14 protein-coding genes and 2 pseudogenes are annotated in these 18,365 nt (G+C 62.6%); 4 read left to right on the top strand and 12 right to left on the bottom strand.

All coding sequences use genetic code 11. The annotated features are described in order from the left end of the window. A partial coding sequence (locus tag E4K09_RS18650) for a HAMP domain-containing protein (protein ID WP_166802396.1) occupies nucleotides 1–966 on the bottom strand: 966 nt, incomplete at its 3' end. 309 nt (nucleotides 967–1,275) lie between these two features. Between E4K09_RS18650 and E4K09_RS18645 the strand changes: the two genes are divergently transcribed. Beyond that, on the top strand, nucleotides 1,276–2,649 hold the full coding sequence (locus E4K09_RS18645) for a pyridoxal-phosphate dependent enzyme (RefSeq protein ID WP_134499266.1): 1,374 nt from the start codon (nucleotides 1,276–1,278) through the stop codon (nucleotides 2,647–2,649). Further along, on the top strand, nucleotides 2,649–3,809 hold the full coding sequence (locus tag E4K09_RS18640; protein ID WP_134499265.1) for a cystathionine gamma-synthase: 1,161 nt from the start codon (nucleotides 2,649–2,651) through the stop codon (nucleotides 3,807–3,809). The genes E4K09_RS18645 and E4K09_RS18640 overlap by 1 nt, the downstream gene beginning before the upstream one ends. 48 nt (nucleotides 3,810–3,857) lie before the next feature. Here E4K09_RS18640 and E4K09_RS18635 read toward each other — a convergent pair whose 3' ends face one another. From E4K09_RS18635 to E4K09_RS18590, 10 genes and pseudogenes are all read right to left on the bottom strand, one after another. Next, on the bottom strand, nucleotides 3,858–4,127 hold the full coding sequence (locus E4K09_RS18635; RefSeq protein WP_134499264.1) for a hypothetical protein: 270 nt from the start codon (nucleotides 4,125–4,127) through the stop codon (nucleotides 3,858–3,860). Between the two features lie 141 nt (nucleotides 4,128–4,268). Then, nucleotides 4,269–5,510: a DUF763 domain-containing protein gene (locus E4K09_RS18630; protein ID WP_134499263.1), complete on the bottom strand. Its 1,242-nt coding sequence runs from the start codon at nucleotides 5,508–5,510 to the stop codon at nucleotides 4,269–4,271. Between the two features lie 59 nt (nucleotides 5,511–5,569). Continuing rightward, a complete protein-coding gene (locus tag E4K09_RS18625; protein WP_134499262.1) occupies nucleotides 5,570–6,631 on the bottom strand; it encodes a patatin-like phospholipase family protein in 1,062 nt (353 codons plus the stop codon). 163 nt (nucleotides 6,632–6,794) lie between these two features. Further along, nucleotides 6,795–8,402, bottom strand: a complete 1,608-nt coding sequence (locus tag E4K09_RS18620) for a phytoene desaturase family protein (RefSeq protein WP_134499261.1) — start codon at nucleotides 8,400–8,402, stop codon at nucleotides 6,795–6,797. A gap of 140 nt (nucleotides 8,403–8,542) precedes the next feature. Continuing rightward, nucleotides 8,543–9,328: an amino acid ABC transporter ATP-binding protein gene (locus E4K09_RS18615; RefSeq protein ID WP_166802397.1), complete on the bottom strand. Its 786-nt coding sequence runs from the start codon at nucleotides 9,326–9,328 to the stop codon at nucleotides 8,543–8,545. 49 nt (nucleotides 9,329–9,377) lie between these two features. Beyond that, nucleotides 9,378–10,352: an amino acid ABC transporter permease gene (locus E4K09_RS18610; protein WP_134499260.1), complete on the bottom strand. Its 975-nt coding sequence runs from the start codon at nucleotides 10,350–10,352 to the stop codon at nucleotides 9,378–9,380. Nucleotides 10,353–10,397: 45 nt separating this feature from the next. After that, nucleotides 10,398–11,684 carry an NAD(P)/FAD-dependent oxidoreductase gene (locus E4K09_RS18605; RefSeq protein ID WP_134499259.1) on the bottom strand — a complete coding sequence of 429 codons (1,287 nt, stop codon included), beginning with the start codon at nucleotides 11,682–11,684 and terminating at the stop codon, nucleotides 10,398–10,400. 50 nt (nucleotides 11,685–11,734) lie between these two features. Further along, the gene (locus E4K09_RS18600) at nucleotides 11,735–12,562 is read right to left on the bottom strand and encodes a transporter substrate-binding domain-containing protein (protein ID WP_166802395.1); all 828 of its coding nucleotides are present in this window, start codon (nucleotides 12,560–12,562) and stop codon (nucleotides 11,735–11,737) included. A gap of 487 nt (nucleotides 12,563–13,049) precedes the next feature. Further along, nucleotides 13,050–13,813, bottom strand: a pseudogene (locus tag E4K09_RS30860) (GntR family transcriptional regulator). 293 nt (nucleotides 13,814–14,106) lie between these two features. After that, nucleotides 14,107–15,123: a Gfo/Idh/MocA family protein gene (locus E4K09_RS18590; protein ID WP_134499258.1), complete on the bottom strand. Its 1,017-nt coding sequence runs from the start codon at nucleotides 15,121–15,123 to the stop codon at nucleotides 14,107–14,109. Nucleotides 15,124–15,407: 284 nt separating this feature from the next. Between E4K09_RS18590 and E4K09_RS18585 the strand changes: the two genes are divergently transcribed. Next, nucleotides 15,408–16,199: an SDR family NAD(P)-dependent oxidoreductase gene (locus tag E4K09_RS18585; RefSeq protein ID WP_134499257.1), complete on the top strand. Its 792-nt coding sequence runs from the start codon at nucleotides 15,408–15,410 to the stop codon at nucleotides 16,197–16,199. A 126-nt stretch (nucleotides 16,200–16,325) separates the two neighbouring features. Here the strand turns inward: E4K09_RS18585 and E4K09_RS18580 are convergent. Then, nucleotides 16,326–17,305, bottom strand: a pseudogene (locus E4K09_RS18580) (YeiH family protein). Between the two features lie 153 nt (nucleotides 17,306–17,458). Here E4K09_RS18580 and E4K09_RS18575 point away from each other — a divergent pair. Further along, complete coding sequence (locus tag E4K09_RS18575; protein WP_134499256.1) at nucleotides 17,459–18,220, top strand: SDR family oxidoreductase; 762 nt, start codon at nucleotides 17,459–17,461, stop codon at nucleotides 18,218–18,220. Nucleotides 18,221–18,365 lie beyond the last annotated feature (145 nt).

Raw genomic sequence — 18,365 nt, 5'->3', positions numbered from 1 at the left:
CAGGATCTCGCCCTTCACGTCGACAGTGATCTTCTTGGACAGGTCACCCCGAGCCACGGCGGTGGTGACCTCGGCGATGTTGCGCACCTGGCCGGTGAGGTTCGCCGCCATCATGTTCACGTTCTCGGTGAGATCCTTCCAGACGCCGCCGACGCCCCGCACTTCCGCCTGGCCGCCGAGCTTGCCTTCCGTACCCACCTCGCGCGCCACGCGGGTCACCTCGCCCGCGAACGAGTTGAGCTGATCGACCATGGTGTTGATGGTGTTCTTCAGCTCGAGAATCTCGCCCTTCACCTCGACGGTGATTTTCTTCGACAGGTCACCCATGGCCACGGCGGTGGTGACCTCGGCGATGTTGCGCACCTGGCCGGTCAGGTTCGCGGCCATGAGGTTGACGTTGTCGGTCAGGTCCTTCCAGGTGCCGGCAACGCCCTTCACCTTGGCCTGGCCGCCGAGCTTGCCTTCCGATCCCACCTCACGCGCCACGCGCGTTACTTCCGAGGCGAAGCTGCTGAGCTGGCCGACCATGGTGTTGACCACCTTGCCGATGCGCAGAAACTCGCCGCGCAGGGGGCGCCCGTCGGTTTCAAGCTCGATGTTCTGGCTCAGGTCGCCCTTGGCCACGGCACCGATCACCCGGGCGACTTCGACGGTCGGCTGGACGATGTCGCCGATCATGGAGTTCACGGAGCTGACACAGTCGCTCCAGCATCCCGTTGCTCCGTCCAGCTGGCCGCGCTCGCTGATGCGGCCTTCCTTGCCGACGACTTTCGCCACCCGGTCGAGCTCCCTGGCGAGACCCTGATTAAGGTCGGCGATGTCGTTGAAAGCCTCCGCGATCTCGCCGTCGATCCCGATCAGGTCTGAGGGCAGGCGGACAGAAAAGTCGCCTTTGCGGAACGCGCGCAAGACTTTGAGCAGCAGCCTGGGATCAAGCTGCGATACGGCAGATTCGACTTGTGGCATGAAGCCCCCCGTAACACCATTCCAGGCGAACAGCCCGGATCCCCTTGCTCTATCGGCGTCCGATGGGTGTTCTCACCGCTCTGGACGGACGCCAACCATCGCTAACGTAGGCGCGCGAAAAAAGTTCCAAGAGAGCAACGGGTCGTTTTCAGACTTATTTTTGCAAGGTGAGCCGAGGCCGAAGCCGCGCCATCGCACCCCGGGCGACCGATCCCGCGGCCCGGAAGATTCCTCCGGCAGGCTATAGGCAGGAGCGCTTTTCACATCTATATAGAAGCAATAAGTTATTTCACACAGAAAGTTAGTTGAATGGCTGCCCGTGGAGCCTTGGACCTGATCGGTCACACGCCTCTCGTCGAGGTGACGAGCCTCGATACCGGCCCTTGCAGGCTGTTCCTGAAGCTCGAGAGCGCCAATCCGAGCGGCTCCATCAAGGACCGGCCGGCCCGGGCGATGATCGAGGCTGCCGAACGGAACGGCAGCCTGAAGCCAGGGGGCACGATCATCGAGGCGACGGCCGGCAACACGGGCGTCGGCCTGGCCCTGGTCGGCGCCAGCAAAGGGTACCGCACGCTTCTCGTCGTGCCCGACAAGATGTCTCGGGAGAAGGTGCTGCACGCGAAGGCCCTCGGCGCGGAGGTCGTGATCACGCGCTCGGACGTGGGCAAGGGCCATCCCGATTACTATCAGGACCTCGCCCTGGAGATCACCCGCAAGACCCCGGGAGCCGTCTACATCAACCAGTTCGAAAACCCGGCCAACCCGGCCGCGCACGAAGCCAGCACCGGTCCGGAGATCCTGGACGGGATGGGGGGCGACGTGGATGCCGTCGTGGTCGGCGTCGGCTCTGGCGGGACGCTGACGGGAATCGGACGCTATCTCAAGACAGCCTCCCCGAAAACCGCGATGGTCCTGGCCGATCCCGCAGGCTCCATCCTCGCTCCCCTGGTGGAGACGGGGGAGATGACGGAGGCCGGTTCCTGGGCCGTCGAGGGTATCGGCGAGGATTTCGTGCCGCCCAATTGCGACCTGTCTCTCGTCAGGAAGGCCTATTCCATCTCCGACAAGGAGAGCTTCTCGGCCGCCCGGGAATTGCTCCGCAAGGAAGGCATTCTCGCCGGCTCGTCCTCCGGCACCCTGCTGGCGGCTGCCTTGCGCTATTGCCGCGAGCAGAGCGAGCCGAAGCGCGTCGTCACCCTCGTGTGCGATACGGGCGCCAAGTACCTGTCGAAGGTGTTCAACGATGCCTTCATCGCCCAGGAGGGCTGGCTCGACCGCACGCCCACCGGCCGCGCACGCGACGTGGTCATCAACCCCTTCGGCGAAGGCGCCACGATCTTCGTCTCTCCCACCGAGACGCTTCGCTCCGCCTTCGCGCGCATGCGCTCCTCCGACGTCTCGCAGCTGCCGGTGATCGAGGACGGCCGTGTCGTCGGCCTCGTCGACGAGAGCGACATCCTCGATGCCCTGGTGGCGAATGAGAGCGATCCGCAAGGCGTCTTCAACAAGCCTGTCCGTGAGGTCATGGTCACGCGCCTGCAGACCGTGTCGGCGGATGCGCCTGTAAAGGATCTCCTCCCGCTCTTCGCCGCCGGTCTCGTGCCGGTGATCATGGACGGCGACACCTTCGTCGGTCTGGCCACCCGCATCGACCTTATCAACTTCTTCCGGATACAAGCCTGATGAACGCCCGCAATCAACTCGCCTTCGCCACCCGCTGCATTCATGCGGGCCAGACGCCGGACCCGACCACGGGTGCGGTGATGATGCCGATCTACGCCACCTCGACCTTCGCCCAGGAGAGTCCCGGCGTCCACAAGGGCTTCGAGTATGCGCGCTCGCAGAACCCGACCCGCATGGCCTTCGAGCGCTGCATCGCCGACCTTGAGGGCGGCTCGGCAGCCTTCGCGTTCTCGTCCGGTCTCGCCGCGAGCGCGACAGTGCTCGACATGCTGGAGCACGGCTCCCATATCGTCGCCTCGGACGATCTCTATGGCGGCACGCGGCGGCTCTTCGAGAAGGTGCGCAGGCAATCGGCCGGCCTCGACATCACCTATGTCGATCTGGGCAACGCGGATGCCGTCAAGGCGGCCCTGCGCCCCAACACGCGCCTCGTTTGGGTGGAGACCCCGACCAATCCGCTCTTGAAGCTCGCCGATCTGGAAGCCATCGCGCAGGCGACCCGAGAGCATGGCACGCTGCTGGTCGCCGACAACACCTTCGCAAGCCCCTGGGTGCAGCGCCCGCTAGAATTCGGCTTCGACATCGTCGTGCATTCCACGACCAAGTACCTCAACGGCCACTCCGACATGGTCGGCGGCGTCGTGGTGGTCGGCCAGAACCAGGACGTCCGCGAGAAGATCGCATTCCTGCAGAATGCCGTCGGCTCGATCTCAGGCCCCTTCGACAGCTTCCTCGCCCTTCGCGGCCTGAAAACCCTGTCGCTGCGCATGGAGCGCCACTGCACGTCGGCCCTGAAGATCGCCGAGTTCCTCGAGGCGCATCCCGGGGTGGACGGGGTGATCTATCCAGGTCTTGCCTCGCACCCTCAGCACGAATTGGCGAAGCGCCAGATGCGCGGCTTCGGCGGCATCATCACCGCGCGCATCAAGGGCGGACTCGATGGCGCAACGCGCTTTCTGGAACGCTGCCAGCTCTTTACCCTGGCCGAGAGCCTGGGCGGCGTGGAGAGCCTGATCGAGCATCCGGCGATCATGACCCATGCCTCGGTGCCGCCGCAGGTGCGCGCAGAGCTCGGGATCGATGACGGACTGGTTCGCCTCTCCGTGGGCATCGAAGACGCCGACGATCTGATCCAGGATCTCCGCTCGGCCCTCGCTTGAACGAGCGCTGGATCCGGAGGGTGGCTCAGGCTGATCGTGAGCCCCCTCTCAGTGGAGCTTCGATGTCATCCGCTTGATGGTCGCGTCGAGCAAGGCCATGGTCGCATCCCTGCTGGCCGCCGAGAGGGCGCTCACGCCGACATCTCCGCAGCCGGCGCTCACCGTCTCCAGCACCGCGTAATAGGCGAGGTCCCGCTTCGGACCGCTCGCCTCGGTTTTGAGGGCACTGATCGCCTCGATGATGCCCGCATAATGGCCCGCATCGACGAGGTCGCGAGCCTTCTTCAAAATGCCGAGAACGGTAGCCTGGTGATCCATGGCCGCATGCCCCATCCGCAGCCCGGTTTGTGGTTGTGAATGTCGGCTGCCTGTGCAGCATGGTCGAATTGAACCTGACCGACAAGCGCCCGCCGGAAATGGTCCCCTGCGACGTCTCACCTCAGCAAGGCCGACGCTGGATCACCCCTCCGGCGGCCGCTCATCCCCGAAAACGGAGCGGCCGCCATAGGCATGCGATTTCGCTCGCTCCTCGCTCAGGATGTCCTCAAAACCCGGACCACCGGCATAGCGCTCAAGGGCGCGTGCCTGATCGTCGAGCCTCTTCAGAGCGAAGAGTTCTTCCTGCTGACCGAGTTTCGCTTTCTGAACGGCGGATTTCAGAACCCTGATGGTCTGGTCGTACACACGCACCGGAACCGGGAAGGGATGACGATCCTTTCCGCCGTGGGCAACGGAAAACCGCGCCGGGTCGCTGAACCGGCACGGTGCTCCGTGGATCACCTCCGCCACCATGGCCAGCGCCTGCACGGCGCGCGGCCCGACGCCGGGAGTCAGCAGGAGATCGGGAAAGTCCTCGGGTCCACGGTCGGCCGCGGCCGCGAGGCTGCCATGCAGACGCCGCAGCACAACGTCCTTGGAGCGCACGTCATGGTGCTCCGGCATAACGAGATGGGGCAGCATGGGCTGAGGCGCGACGTCGGCTTCCGTTCGCCGCTCGTCCAGCGCCAGGAACCGGCGCGCGACGCCGTCCGGCCCCAGGGCGTCCAGAACCTCGATCTGCGCCCGGCGCGAGGCTTCCGCACGCCGGTCGGTGAGGTTGACGATCTCCCCCTGCCCGATCCCGTCGATGCCCGTATGCGGCTCATCGACGAAGCTCTTGAGATCCTCGGACAACCAATGATAGCGGCGCGCCTGCCGACGCGCATCGTTCATCCCCTGCTGGACCACGGCCCACTTGCCGTCATCCGTGACGATGAAGCCGTGGAGATAAAGGTCGAAACCGTCCTGGATCGCCGCGCTGTCGACCTTGGCGACCAAGCGGCTGGCTCGCGCAAGAGCCGAGCCGTCGAATCCGACACGCTCGCCGATCGACATCAGTTCCAGAGGTGTCTGCCGCGAATGGCGCCCTCGCCCGCCGCAAACATGAATGCCGAGTTCCTTCGACAGCGGCGTCAGGCCGCGCTTCAAGGCCCCGATCACACTGGTGGTGATCCCGGACGAGTGCCAGTCCATCCCCATGACGGCTCCGAAGGACTGGAACCAGAAGGGATGCGCCAGGCGGCGCAGCAACTCATCGCGGCCGTAATGGTGAACGATGGCCTCGCTCATCACGGCGCCCAGCCGTGTCATGCGGTCCGCAAGCCATTTGGGCACGTGCCCGCTGTGCAGCGGCAGGTCCGCACTGCCTGCTTTTCTCGCCATGAGGGAAAGCCCCTTCGCGAAGTCCGATCACCCGATGTGATGGACCAGCCTAGCTAAGCCTAGGCATTGGTCAGATCAAGCGTGCTCTCCCGACCCAGGGCATCGAAGTTCTCCGCGAGCCAGCGACGGGCGGAGGATCGGCCCAGATTCTTCAGCTTCTTGAAGAAATCCCAGCGCGCGTTGAGACGAGATGACGCAGCATAGGCGTCGAGGGCGGCACCGCCATGAATGCGGTGCATCAGCACCCGTTTATAATCATCCGGCGAGAGCTTTCCCTCGTCGATCAGCCGCCTCACGAATCCGATGGCGCGCAATTCATAGAGAAGATTCGCGTTGAAGGTGATCTCGGTCAGCCTGCTGTGAATCTCATCAGCCGTGCGCGGCGTCGAGCGGCGCTCGACGGGATTGATCTGGACCAGCACGATGTCGTTAGATTCCGCCTCGTAGAAGATCGGAAAAAGCGCGGGGTTTCCCGTATAGCCCCCATCCCAGTAGGGCTCGCCGTCGATGTCCACCGCCTTGAAGACGGTCGGCAGACACGCGGAGGCAAGAACATGATCGACCGTCAGCTCAGGAGCCGAGAAGACGCGGATCTTCCCCGTCCAGACATTTGTCGCCGAGACGAACAGTTTCATTTCCTTGCAGGACCTGACACGCTCGAAATCGATCAGTTCGTTGAGCGCATCGCGCAGCGGGTTGATGTCGAGCGGGTTCAGGTCATAGGGGCTCGTGACATTGGCCCATGCTCCCGTCAAGAGTTGCGTCGAAGCCCGGGTGCCGCCCCAATAGCTCAGGAAGTGGTCGAACAGGGAGCGCTGGATGGGAGAAAGGACACCATCGAGGCTGACGCGCTTCCAGAATTTCCGCAGATGCTCTCGTGCCTCGTCCCGGCCTCCCTGGATCCAGCCCTCCGCGAGAACGACCGCATTCATGGCGCCAGCGCTTGCCCCCGTGATCGCCTCGATGGCCAATCGCCCGTCCTCGAGCAGGTAATCCAGGACGCCCCAGGTAAATGCCCCATGGGCTCCCCCTCCTTGAAGAGCAAGTGAAACGGTCTTCTCGGCATTCGGCCCGACCAGACCGAGGAGCTTCCTGGAGTGCTTTGCCGCGCGGCCCGTCATCCCGACCTCCTGCTATTCCAGCTGAGCTGGTTTCTTAGCGCATCGCGCGGAAAAGTGGCCCCGGTTTTCTACATCGAACGATGCGCTCTCCCAAAAGTGGGCCCACTTTTGGGTCCGGTGCTCTAGCACTGGTCCGGACCGCCGGGGTAAAGAGTGAGGAGTGTCACCTCAAACGCCGCATGTCGGCCATGACGGCGCGGGCGGCGTTGTGGCCCGGCGCGCCGGTGACGCCCCCGCCCGGATGGGTGCCCGCGCCGCACATGTACAGCCCCGTGATCGGCGCGCGGTAATCCGCATGCCCCAGCATCGGCCGGGCGCTGAAGATCTGGTCGAGTGTCAGGGCGCCATGGAAGATGTCTCCGCCGACGAGCCCGAAGGTGCGCTCAAGGTCGAGCGGGCTCATGATCTGCCGTCCGATGACGCTCTCTTTGAATCCGGGGGCGTAACGGTCGACGGTGGCGATCATCAGATCCGCCACCTCCTCGCGGTGATCGTCCCACGAGCGCCCGTCCGAGAACTGGGGCTGGACATGCTGGCAGAACAGGCTCGCCACATGCATGCCCTCGGGGGCGAGAGTGCTGTCGAGAGTCGAGGGGATCAGCATCTCGACCACCGGTTCACGGCTCCATCCGAGCTGCTTCGCGTCGTCATAGGCGCGGTCCATGTAGGCCAGCGACGGAGCGATGATGATTCCGGCGGTATGATGATCCGCAACCTCCCGGCCGGGCAGCGCCGTGAAGCTCGGCAGCGACGAGAGCGCCACGTTCATACGAAACGTGCCGGAGCCCGACTTCCAACGCCGCATGCGGCTCAGGAAATCCGCCGGCAGGGCCTCTTCGGGCACCAAGCGATCGAACAGCAGCTTGGGATGAACATTGCCAGCTACCGCGCGCGAGCGAATCGTCCGCCCATCCTTCAGCACGACGCCGGCCGCCTTGCCCTTCTCGACGATCACCTCGCGTACCGGCGCATTGGTCTCGATCTCGACCCCGCGCTCGCCCGCCGCCTTCGCCATGGCTTGCGTGATCGCGCCCATGCCGCCGATGGCGTGCCCCCAGGCGCCTTTCTTGCCGTTCACCTCACCGAACACATGGTGGAGCAGCACATAGGCCGTATTCGGGGTGTAGGGACTCGCGAAATTGCCCACGATGGCATCGAAGCCGAACGCCGCCTTCACGCAATCCGTCTCGAACCAGCCGTCGAGGTAATCGCCCGCGGATTTCGCGAAGAGATCGAGCAGGGCTCGCCTGTTCGCCATGGACAAACCGCGGAGGCGGTTTCCTGTCGTCAGAGCGCGCCAGCCCTCCGCCAGGCTGGCGCGCAGGCCTCCTGCGACCAGGTTGGGGGGCTGTTGAAGAACGAGGTCGCGCAACACGTCCGCAATTGCGTCGATCTCGTTCGCATAGGCCTCGTAGCGCTCCGCATCCCGGGCGCTGAACCGCGCGATTTCGGAGCGCGTCACACCCTCGCCGAGCTTCAGGTACTGGCTACCGGGAAGAGGCAGGAAGTTCGACAGGCGGCGCTCGACCACCTTGAGCCCATGGCGAGGAAGATCGAGATCGCGAATGATCTTGGGGTTGAGGAGGCTGACGGTGTAGGACGCAACCGAATTGCGAAATCCAGGATGAAACTCCTCCGTCACCGCCGCACCGCCCACGACGGCACGCTGCTCGAAGACCTTCACCTTGTATCCCGCCGCGGCGAGGTAATAGGCGCAGACGAGCCCGTTGTGCCCCGCCCCGATAACGACGACATCGCAATCCTTCGCCATGCTTTCCCCCTTTCAAACCATCGGCTCTTGTTGTTTTTCGAGCCTAGAGCTGTTTCCACTGGCGCAGAATCATCTCTCTTCTTGGGTGTGTCGCATTTTTGGCGGCGAACCGGAGCCACTTCGCCGAAAACTGCTCTAGCTTAGTGGAGAATCTGACTCAGGAAGGCTCGCGCGCGTGGCTCCTTCGGGTTGGAGAAGAACTCGGAGGGCGAGCCCTGCTCGACGATCTCGCCCCGATCCATGAACACGACCCGGTCGGCCACCTGACGGGCGAAGCCCATCTCGTGGGTGACGACCGCCATGGTCATGCCCTCTCCCGCCAGCTGCGTCATGGTGTCGAGCACCTCCTTGACCATCTCGGGATCGAGCGCCGAAGTCGGCTCGTCGAACAGCATGATGTCGGGCTGCATCGACAGCGCGCGCGCAATGGCCACGCGCTGCTGCTGTCCGCCGGAAAGTTGCGAAGCGTATTTGTGCGCCTGTTCGGGAATGCGAACCTTGCCCAGATAGTGGAGCGCCCTCTCGTCCGCTTCCTTCTGCGAGACGCCGCGCACGAGGCGCAGCGCTAAGGTGCAGTTCTCGAGCACCGTGAGGTGAGGAAAGAGGTTGAATTGCTGGAACACCATGCCGACCTTTTTCCGCACGGCCTCCACCGCCTCGGGCTTGCGCGTCAGCTCGATGCCGTCGACGATGATGCGCCCCTCCTGGAAGCTCTCGAGCGCATTGATGGTTCGGATGAGCGTCGATTTTCCGGAACCTGACGGACCGCAGATGACGAGCTTCTCGCCGCGCGCGATGGTGAGATCGACGTCCTTCAGGGCCTGAAAGCCACCATACCATTTCGACAGGCTTTTGATCTGAACGGCCGGAACGGCCCCCACGGGCTCAGGGGGCGCTTCGACAAGAGAGAGCTTCTGCTTCTGGATCACGAATGCATCTCCTCTGGCACGTGCCTGACTTTGACCATCTCGTTCGTCATCGCGTCTGCGCCTTATTGAAGCGCCGCTCGATGCGGGCCTGGATGAGTTCCAGAACGATGGACAGGATCCAGTAGATCAAGGAAGCCGTGATCATCATCTCCACGTGACGGAACTCGGTCTGCCCCTGGGTGCGGGCGAGATACATGAGCTCCCAGACGCCGACCACCGAGACCAGCGAGCTGTCCTTCAACATGGCGATGAACTGGTTGCCGGTCGGCGGGACGATGATGCGCATTGCTTGAGGAAGGATGATGCGGGTCAGGGTATCCTTCGGCTTCAGCCCCAGGGCGCGCGAGGCTTCCCACTGGCCTTTCGGGATACTCTCGATGCCTGCGCGGAAGATCTCGGTCATGTAGGCGCCGTAGCAGAGCGACAGCGCCAGGATGCCGGCTGGCACGGCGTTGATGACGTACCCGAGCTGCGGCAGACCCAGATAGATCATGTAGATCTGCATGAGCAGTGGAAGACCGCGGAAGAGCGACGTATAGAAATTCGCGATACCGAGTGCGATTCCGTTGGACGACAGCTTGGCCACCGCACCGATCATTGCCAGGATCGAGGCGATCATGATCGAGATCGCCGAGACGTAAAGCGTCGTCACCAAACCCTGCGTCAGCAGGAAGCCGATCTTGCGCTGGATGAACTCGAAGCTGAGATCGAAGGAATAGAAGAACAGCAGGACGAGAACCGCCAGCTCCGCCCAGACCGCATAGACCTGATGCTTCAGGCTGAGCCGCATCACCACAGCGACATTGATGGCCACGACGGCCGTGACGGCGAGCGCCATGACAAGGTTCGCCGCGAGGGGAGATCCGTCCGCTAGGCCCAACAGCCCGGCGAGCGCCTGACCCAGGGATGTCGCCCCCGCCTGTGCGTAAAGAAGCACGCCGAAGAGGATTGCGAGCCCCGGACCATAGATGGAAGGCCGGGACAGCAGCCTTGGGTAATCGACATTGTCGGCGTAATGCATCGGGCTCTCCCTCTCTCGAACCTCTTGTTGTCGCGACCGAATAGTCTAGGCCGATTTCCTCTCCCGCAGGAAGTCGGATGCCTGATAGGCCCAGTAGGTCAGCTGGACGGCGGCGCGGCCGGCGATCCAGCCGTTCCAGGCAAGGCCGAAGGGCGCGAACAGCTTGTAGCGATCGCTTTCCCCCATAACCGCTTCCGCGATCACGCGGCCGCCGATGGCGGTGGTATTGAGCCCATGACCACCGAATGCCGTGCAATACCAGACACCCGGCTGCAGCCGTCCGAGCTGCGGCATCATATGCCGGGCATAGGACATGAGGCCGGACCATACGATCTCGACATCAAGGTCCTTCAGTTGTGGATAGGTGGAGACCATCGTCTTGTGAAGCAGGCGGCCGAGAAGACGGGGCTCGGTGGTACGCGTCGTGATCTTGCCGCCCCAGAGGATGCGCTCTCCTCCGTCCACCAGCCGGTAATAGTCGCCGGCACGGCGATCGTCGCCGATGGCCGCATTGGTGCGGATCGCGCTCGCGATCAACTCGCGAGCGGGCTTGGTGAGCATCACGTAGGTGGCAATCGGCAGATAGCTGCGCTTGAGCTGAGGCACCAGGTTTCCGGTGTAGCCGCCCGACGCGATCACCAGATGATCGGCCTCGACCGAACCGTAGGCCGTCTTGGCCACCTTGGTCTTGCCGTTCAGGGCGGTCTCGACCACCGGCGAACCTTCGTACACCACCCCGCCCAAGCGCTCGATCTCCACGGCAAGCGCACGTGCGTAGTTCAGGGGGTGGAAATGGAAAGCGTTGGGATCAAACAGCGCCTGATAGTAGCGCGGCGAGACGAGCATCTGCCGCACCTCGTCCCTGGTCTTGAACTCGACTCTGTAGCCGAATTCCCGTTCCAGCCAGTCGCGATGGGTCTTGAGATCGTCCGTCGCCTCGTAGCGCACGGCTCCCATGATGCCATGGGTCGGCTTCGCATCCTGAATTGCGAGAGCGTGGACGTTGCTCAGAACCGCCTCCATGCCTTCGATGGAAAGGCGGTGCAGTTCCTTCGCATGATCGGCTCCGACCATGCGCTGAATGTTCTTGTAACGGGCCGCCCAGCCGGGGCTCACGAAGCCCCCGTTGCGCCCGGACGCTCCCCAGGCCACGCGGTTGGCCTCCAGCACGCAGACCTTGCGGCCCTTGCGAACAAGTTCGAGAGCGGCGGTCAGTCCAGCCAGTCCTCCACCCACAACACAGACGTCGACCTTCAGCGCCTCCTCGAGAACGGGTCTCTGAACGGCATCGGGACCAAGCGCCCGTCGATAATAGGTTTCGATGTAAGACATAATCGATCGTTTGGTGGTGCGGGTGGGGGATAATTCGAGAAGCGGTCCGATTACTTGCTGTAGTCGCTGCCGTACCACTTGGTGGTCAGCTTGCTCAGGGTGCCGTCGTCCTTCATGCTCTGGATGATGCTGCCGAGCTTGGCAGTCCATTCCGGATCACCTTTGTCCGTCACCACCACGAGCGGCTCCTTGAAGGCTGCCTCGCCCGGCAGGATCTTCACCGGGTAACGGTTCTTGATGGCGTTCTGCGCAGTCTGCTCCGGTGCGATGACCGCGTGAATGCGCACGCCGTCGCCCAGCCGCAGATCGTCGAATGGCAGCATCGAGTCGGCGTAGGTCTTCACCTCGCCGGGCGTGAGCGTGTACTGGATCGGCGGAAGGCCCGGGGCGTCGATCTCGAGACGGCGATTGATGTAGTCTTCGGAGGTCGTTCCCGTCTCGACGCCGATCTTCTTGCCGTTCAGATCGGCACGGGAGGCGGCCTTGCTGTCCTTGTGCACCACGAAGACATAAGGGCTGTAATAGTAAATGCCTGCGAAGTCGATGACCTGGGAGCGCGCCTTGGTCGGCGTGACGGAGCCGACGGCCACGTCGAAGCGGCCATGCCAGCGGCCGCCGGTCATGACGTTCCATTCGGGGGTTTCGAAACTCACCTTCACGCCGAGACGCTTCGCGATTTCGTTGGCGACATCCACGTCGAAGCCGACCAGCTTGTTGTTGTCGTCGAGAAAGCTCTGCGGAGGCCACCCGCTGTTCGTCGCGACCTTCATCTCGCCGGCCTTCGTGACCCGGTCCATAGTGGGACCGGCCTGAGCCGTTGCATTCATGGCCGAGACGAATCCCAGCGCCATCACTGTTCCAAGAAAGAGCTTACGCATCCCTCATCTTCCCTCTTCTGATGATTGCACAACAAGGCGATAGGTTATTCCTATTCTTGGAGCCGCAGCTCACGCCCAGCTTTACTGAGCGCCAAAAAGGTCTGGGTCGCGACATGCGAAAAAGACCCTGAAAAAATCTTTGGAGAAGCCGGGCTTCTGAGGGCGACTGGAAGAGCGACGCCGGCTCAACGGAGGAGTTGAACTCGTATAGCCGCACACCTCCCATAAAGCCCAAGCAAGCAATCAAGCCCGCTTGCGGGCTCACCTGCCAATGAGCGCTGTAATCCGCAACCGATGAAACGGCCCGATAGCCAGTGAATAAAAATGCTTCACGTTCAGTCCCTTAGCCATCGTTCCCGGTTTCCGGGCACCTCCACCATTTCTTGTTGTCTGACACCAGACGACCAATCTTTGCGATTGTCAAGTATACTGACGTTGAGGAAGAGCACCTTTCAACGGCCGATGCCTCAGCGCTACCCAAGTACCATTACAGCCGCGCTTCTTTGGAGGCCATCTCATCTGCGTGCAAACTGTACGAGAACGGGCTGCCGCGATGGTAATCCTTTGCAATAACAACAGAGACGCCGGTCGGCGTGAAGGCCGTCTTGGTGATCAGGAAAGCCGGGCCGAAATCATGCAAATCGTTTCGCTCGCTGACATCGATCCGGAGCATGACCGCGGCGGCAAGAGCTGTTGACATGCGCGGCGCATCCCGTGATCCTCCAGGAGGTCAAACAAGGACCCACCCCACTCGATATCGTGAAGGCGTCCAGGGATGATCGTGCGCGGGATATAGTCCAGACAATAGACCATCACCTCCTCTCCCTGCAGTCGTAGACACTCCAAACGGATCACGCGGGTGCCGGACTCAAGGCGCAGGCCAGCCGTCACCTCCTCTGAGGTCATCTCTTCGGAGATTCACAGGACCTTGTTGGTCGGACGGTAACCGAATTTCTGGATCATGTCGGAGACGCTCTCGGAGCAGGTGATCGGCCGCTCGACCTGGAGCGCTGCCGCGGCGGATACAAAGCGGCCTTTTCCATGTTTCACGTAGATCGCGCCATCCTGCTCCAGAAGCTTCAAGGCCTCGCGCAGGGCGGGCCGGGAAACCTGGAACCTTCATGTTAGCTCCGCCTCCGTCGGCAGCTGGTCACCCGGCTTCAGTCCCTGTTCCTCGATCAGGGTACTGATCGCATCCCGCAATCGCAGAACCAGAATCCGGTCGTCATGGAGCGGTGCAATAAGAGACATGGTAGGTTCAGACTGCTCCGTGAGCGTCATCAGTTTTCCAGTCTAGAAGTCTGGACATCTCGGAGGCAAGCGCAAGCCCGAAACCAGCCGCGGATCTAGTCAGGAGGCACGGAACTCGACGTCGGTGCCCCTCGTCGAGCGGATCGGCGCCCATCCGGACGTCAAGTGCACTCATCCGCTGACACGCGACGCTCCAATAAGCGCACCACCTGTCGAGAGCCGCGCAGGCATACTGCATCGGGAAGAAGCGGGACGCGATCCATCACACCTTGTGCAGCGAATCACGAGTCGCGTTACCCGCCTGAATGGCTCTCGATGCGCTCCCAACCTGCAGACGCTTCGGAGCGCCGGAGGGCATCGAGGATGCGGAGGTTTTGAACAGCATCATCGAGGCCGTAGGCTAAGGGCTCCACGCCGCGAATGGCTCGACCGAAGGCTTCGCCCTGGAGCTGATATTGATCCACCACCGGAAACTCGATAGCCTGGGCCGATCCTCCTCCTGGCTGACTGCCGTCGTCCAAGAAAATCCGAGTTGTTTTGTCGGCTGGAGCATTGAAAGGGATCTCGATGTCGATGCGCCCCCTCGTGCCATAGGCATGGATGCGCTGCGACGGAACGAGCTGGGTCGAGACCGTGAAGGTCAGCTGCCGCCCAGCACCGAAATCCATCAAGGCGCTTGTGGCCCGGTCGGTGCCAAACGTTGGATCCCGTTCGATCAGAGAGACGACACGGTCGGGTTCCGCTTCGAAGAAATAGCGCCCGGCCACCACGGCATAGCAGCCGATGTCAAGCAATCCGCCGCCGCCGATGTCAGGCCGGTTGCGGATGTTGTCGGGATCCGCGTTGAAATACGAGAAGATCACTTGAATGGCACGCAACTCACCAATCGTGCCCTCCCTGATCAAGGTCCGGGCCTGTTGCCATTGCGGGTGATGTCGGACCATGAAAGCCTCTGCGATCAGGACCTGAGACGCGGCGCCCCTCAGGCTCTCCGCCTCCGCGGCCGTGATGGCGATGGGCTTCTCGCACAGGACATGCTTGCCGGCCGCCGCAGCCGCCAAGGTCAGTGGCACATGCAAGTGGTTCGGGAGGGGATTGTAGATCGCCTCGATCGTCGGGTCGGCCAGGAGGGCCTCGTAGGAGCCATAAGCCTTCGCGATCCCCAGTTCCTCGGCCATTCTGCGGCTCGAACCCTCATCGCGAGAGGCAACCGCCATCACATGACAAAGAGGACTCTTCATCAATCCGGGCACGACCTTCGTTCTGCCGATCTTCGCGGTACTCAGAATTCCCCAGCGCACGGGTTCCATGTCATCCTCCCAACCGTCTCATTCACAGGGAAGGCCACTGGCCCGCTGCCGACACCTGTGGCCACTCGTCGCTCGAAACAGCTTTGTCATCCCACGCCAGGGACCCGTCAAGGCCAAGTTCTGGACTTGCGCCGAAGGGCCTTTTCGAAATCGAACTTTCCGGCACGCCTTTCACAAACCAGCATCCCCGACTGCAATCGGAACAATTCCTCCCGGCTGAATGTTGGGGGAGAACGCGTCTCCTCTCGCTTCGATACCGCCCACGCCGTGGGCAGGAGGCTTTCATGGCTGAAAATCGTCCTCTCGCCATCGTCACGGGAGCCTCCACGGGGATCGGATACGAGCTGGCGAAATGCTGCGCCGAAAACGGCTTCGACCTTGTTGTGGCCGCGGATGAACCGAGGATCAACGAAGCGGCTGGCGATTTTCGCAAGCTCGGCGTGCATGTGGAAGCCGTAGAAGTCGACCTGGCAACGATAGAGGGGGTCGATAAACTCTACCACGCCGTCACGGCCCTGAACCGGCCTGTCGAGGCCCTTCTGGCCAATGCTGGTCGGGGATTAGGTAAAGCGTTCCTCGACCAGGATTTCGATGAAGTGCGCGATGTGATCGATACGAACATCACCGGCACGTTGTACCTGATCCAGAAAATCGGCCGCGACATGCGGTCCCGCAACTCAGGACGAATCCTGATTACCGGCTCGATCGCCGGTTTCATGCCGGGCAGTTTCCAGGCGGCCTACAACGGCAGCAAGGCCTTTCTGGATTCCTTCTCGTTTGCCCTCCGCAACGAACTCAAAGACACCAGCATCACGGTCACATGCCTGATGCCGGGAGCAACTGAGACTGAATTCTTCGAACGCGCCGACATGGTGGACACGCAGGTGGGGCAGTCCAAGAAGGACGATCCGGCCGATGTTGCCAGAACCGGGTTCGAAGCGATGATGAAGGGTGAAGGCGACGTCGTGACGGGCTGGAAGAACAAGGTCATGACCGCAATCGCCTCAGTCACGCCCGCAGGCCTTTTGGCTGAACAGCATCGGAAAATGGCGGAGCCCGGCACGGGAGAAAAGTAGCCCCCAGCAGATGGGTCGACACCGGCGCGAACAGATGCAATCCGCCAAGCCCCTTGAGACCGGCTAGGATGGGCGGGATCATCACGCCTGCAGGCGACCGCAGGTGTTCCGTCGCGACCGGATCGCTCAAGCGATGCCGAGCAGACGGATCAGGCCGAGGCTGATGGCGATCAGGATGATCAGGGAGAGGACGACCGCGAGTGTTACCCGCCCGCCGATGCGGCCGAGCACCCGCAGATCGACGCCGAGGCCCAACGCCGCCATGGAAACGATGGTGAGGAACACCGTTGTCGGGAACACACCTGCAGCACCGGTTCCGCGATGAGATCCAGAGAACGCAGCACGGCAAGCCCCAGAAAGCCGGTGATGAACCAGGGGACGAGACGGCCGGGCGACAGGCCGGGTTCGTCACCGGCTGCGCTGCGCTGCGCGATGATCGACAACAGGACGACGGGACCGAGCATCAGGACACGCACGAGCTTGACCAAGGTGCCGAGCTGCGTGCTGACCGGCAGCGTTGCGGCCAACACCTGCGGCACGGCATAAACCGTCAGCCCTGCAAGAACACCGTACTCGGTCATCGATAGGTCGAGGAGCGGCACCAGCTGCGGCAAGGTCAAAACGACGATCACGCCAAGAATGGCCGTGATGGCAATCGACGAACCCACCTCGTCCGGCTTGGCCCCCGATCACGGGCGCCACCGCCGCGATGGCCGAGTTGCCGCAGATTGAATTGCCACGGGCCGCCAGGATCGCCATGCGTGCGGGCAATCCCAGCAGGCGGGAGACCCCATAGCTCGCACTGATCGCAAGCGCCATCACCACGGCAATTCCGACATGAGGCCCAGTCCTGCCTGCAGCACCGCCTGGAAGCTGATGGAGGCGCCGAGCAGCATCACGGCGACTTCAAGAAGGGTCTTCGCGGAAAGACCGATGCCGGGCGTCCAGCGGGAGCTCGGCACCCAGACCGTTCTCACGATCACGGCGAGCAGGATCGCGATGACCAGTGCTTCGAGATACGGACGTTCGGTCCATTGCTCCTCGAGCCATTGGAGGCCGATGGCGACCAGTGAAATTACCACGCATAGGCCGACTCCAGGAACCATCCGGATCTAAGTACTGACGGTCACGTCTCTCATCCTCACAGTGGCTCGAATGATCTCCCGCAAATGCATTGACCGAACCGGATTCATAACTCAAGTACCGGTTGACAAACCTTCGACATCGCCCGTCAATCGCCGACCCTCAGGAGCAGAGCGATGAAAATCTTCGATCTCACCGGCCGCCTCGCCCTCGTGACCGGCTCCTCGAAGGGCATCGGGCTGGCGATCGCCCGTGGTCTCCTGGAGGCTGGCGCCATCGTGATCCTCAACGGACGAGACCGCGAGCAACTGGAGAAAGCCCGCACGACGCTTGCCGCAGGAGGCGGCAAGGTCCATGCCCGCTCCTTCGACGTGACGGATGCTCGGGCCGTCGAAGCATCGATCGCGGAGATCGAAGCGGAAATCGGCCCGATCGAGATCCTCTTCAACAATGCCGGCATTCAGTTTCGTGCTCCGCTGGAGGAGTTCCCCCTCGATGCATGGGAAAGGCTGAAGGCGACCAATATCGACAGCGTTCTCTTCGTGGGAAAGGCCGTGGCCAAGCGGATGATCCCCCGTGGCCACGGCAAGATCATCAATGTCGCTTCCGTGCAATCCGAACTGGCGCGGCCCGGCATCGCGCCCTACACGGCAACGAAGGGCGCGGTGAAGATGCTGACCAAAGGAATGGCGGCCGACTGGGCGCGCTACGGTCTCCAGGTCAACGCCCTCGGGCCGGGTTACTTCAAAACCGAACTTAACGCCGCGCTGGTCAACGATCCCACATTCACGGCCTGGCTCGAGAAGCGCACGCCCGCCGGCCGGTGGGCGAACGTGGAGGAACTCATCGGCGCGGCCGTGTTCCTGGCCTCCGATGCATCGAGCTTCGTCAACGGCCACGTCCTCTATGTAGACGGGGGGATTACGGCGAGCCTTTGACGATTGCAGCCGCACCGCACGATCCTCAAGTGATCAGGCTTGCGGCGAATCTGGCGCAGACGAGGATGAGGAAGATGCCGAAGGCGAGCTCGAGGCGGCGCTTGGAGAGGCGGTGGGCGAGGCGGGCGCCGAGGGGGGCCATGAG

This window comes from Microvirga pakistanensis, assembly GCF_004458765.1.
In the GTDB taxonomy this organism is placed as follows: Bacteria; Pseudomonadota; Alphaproteobacteria; order Rhizobiales; family Beijerinckiaceae; genus Microvirga; species Microvirga pakistanensis.
Note: the sequence above shows the minus strand (reverse complement) of the source record. Positions and strands in the feature narration are given on the sequence as shown.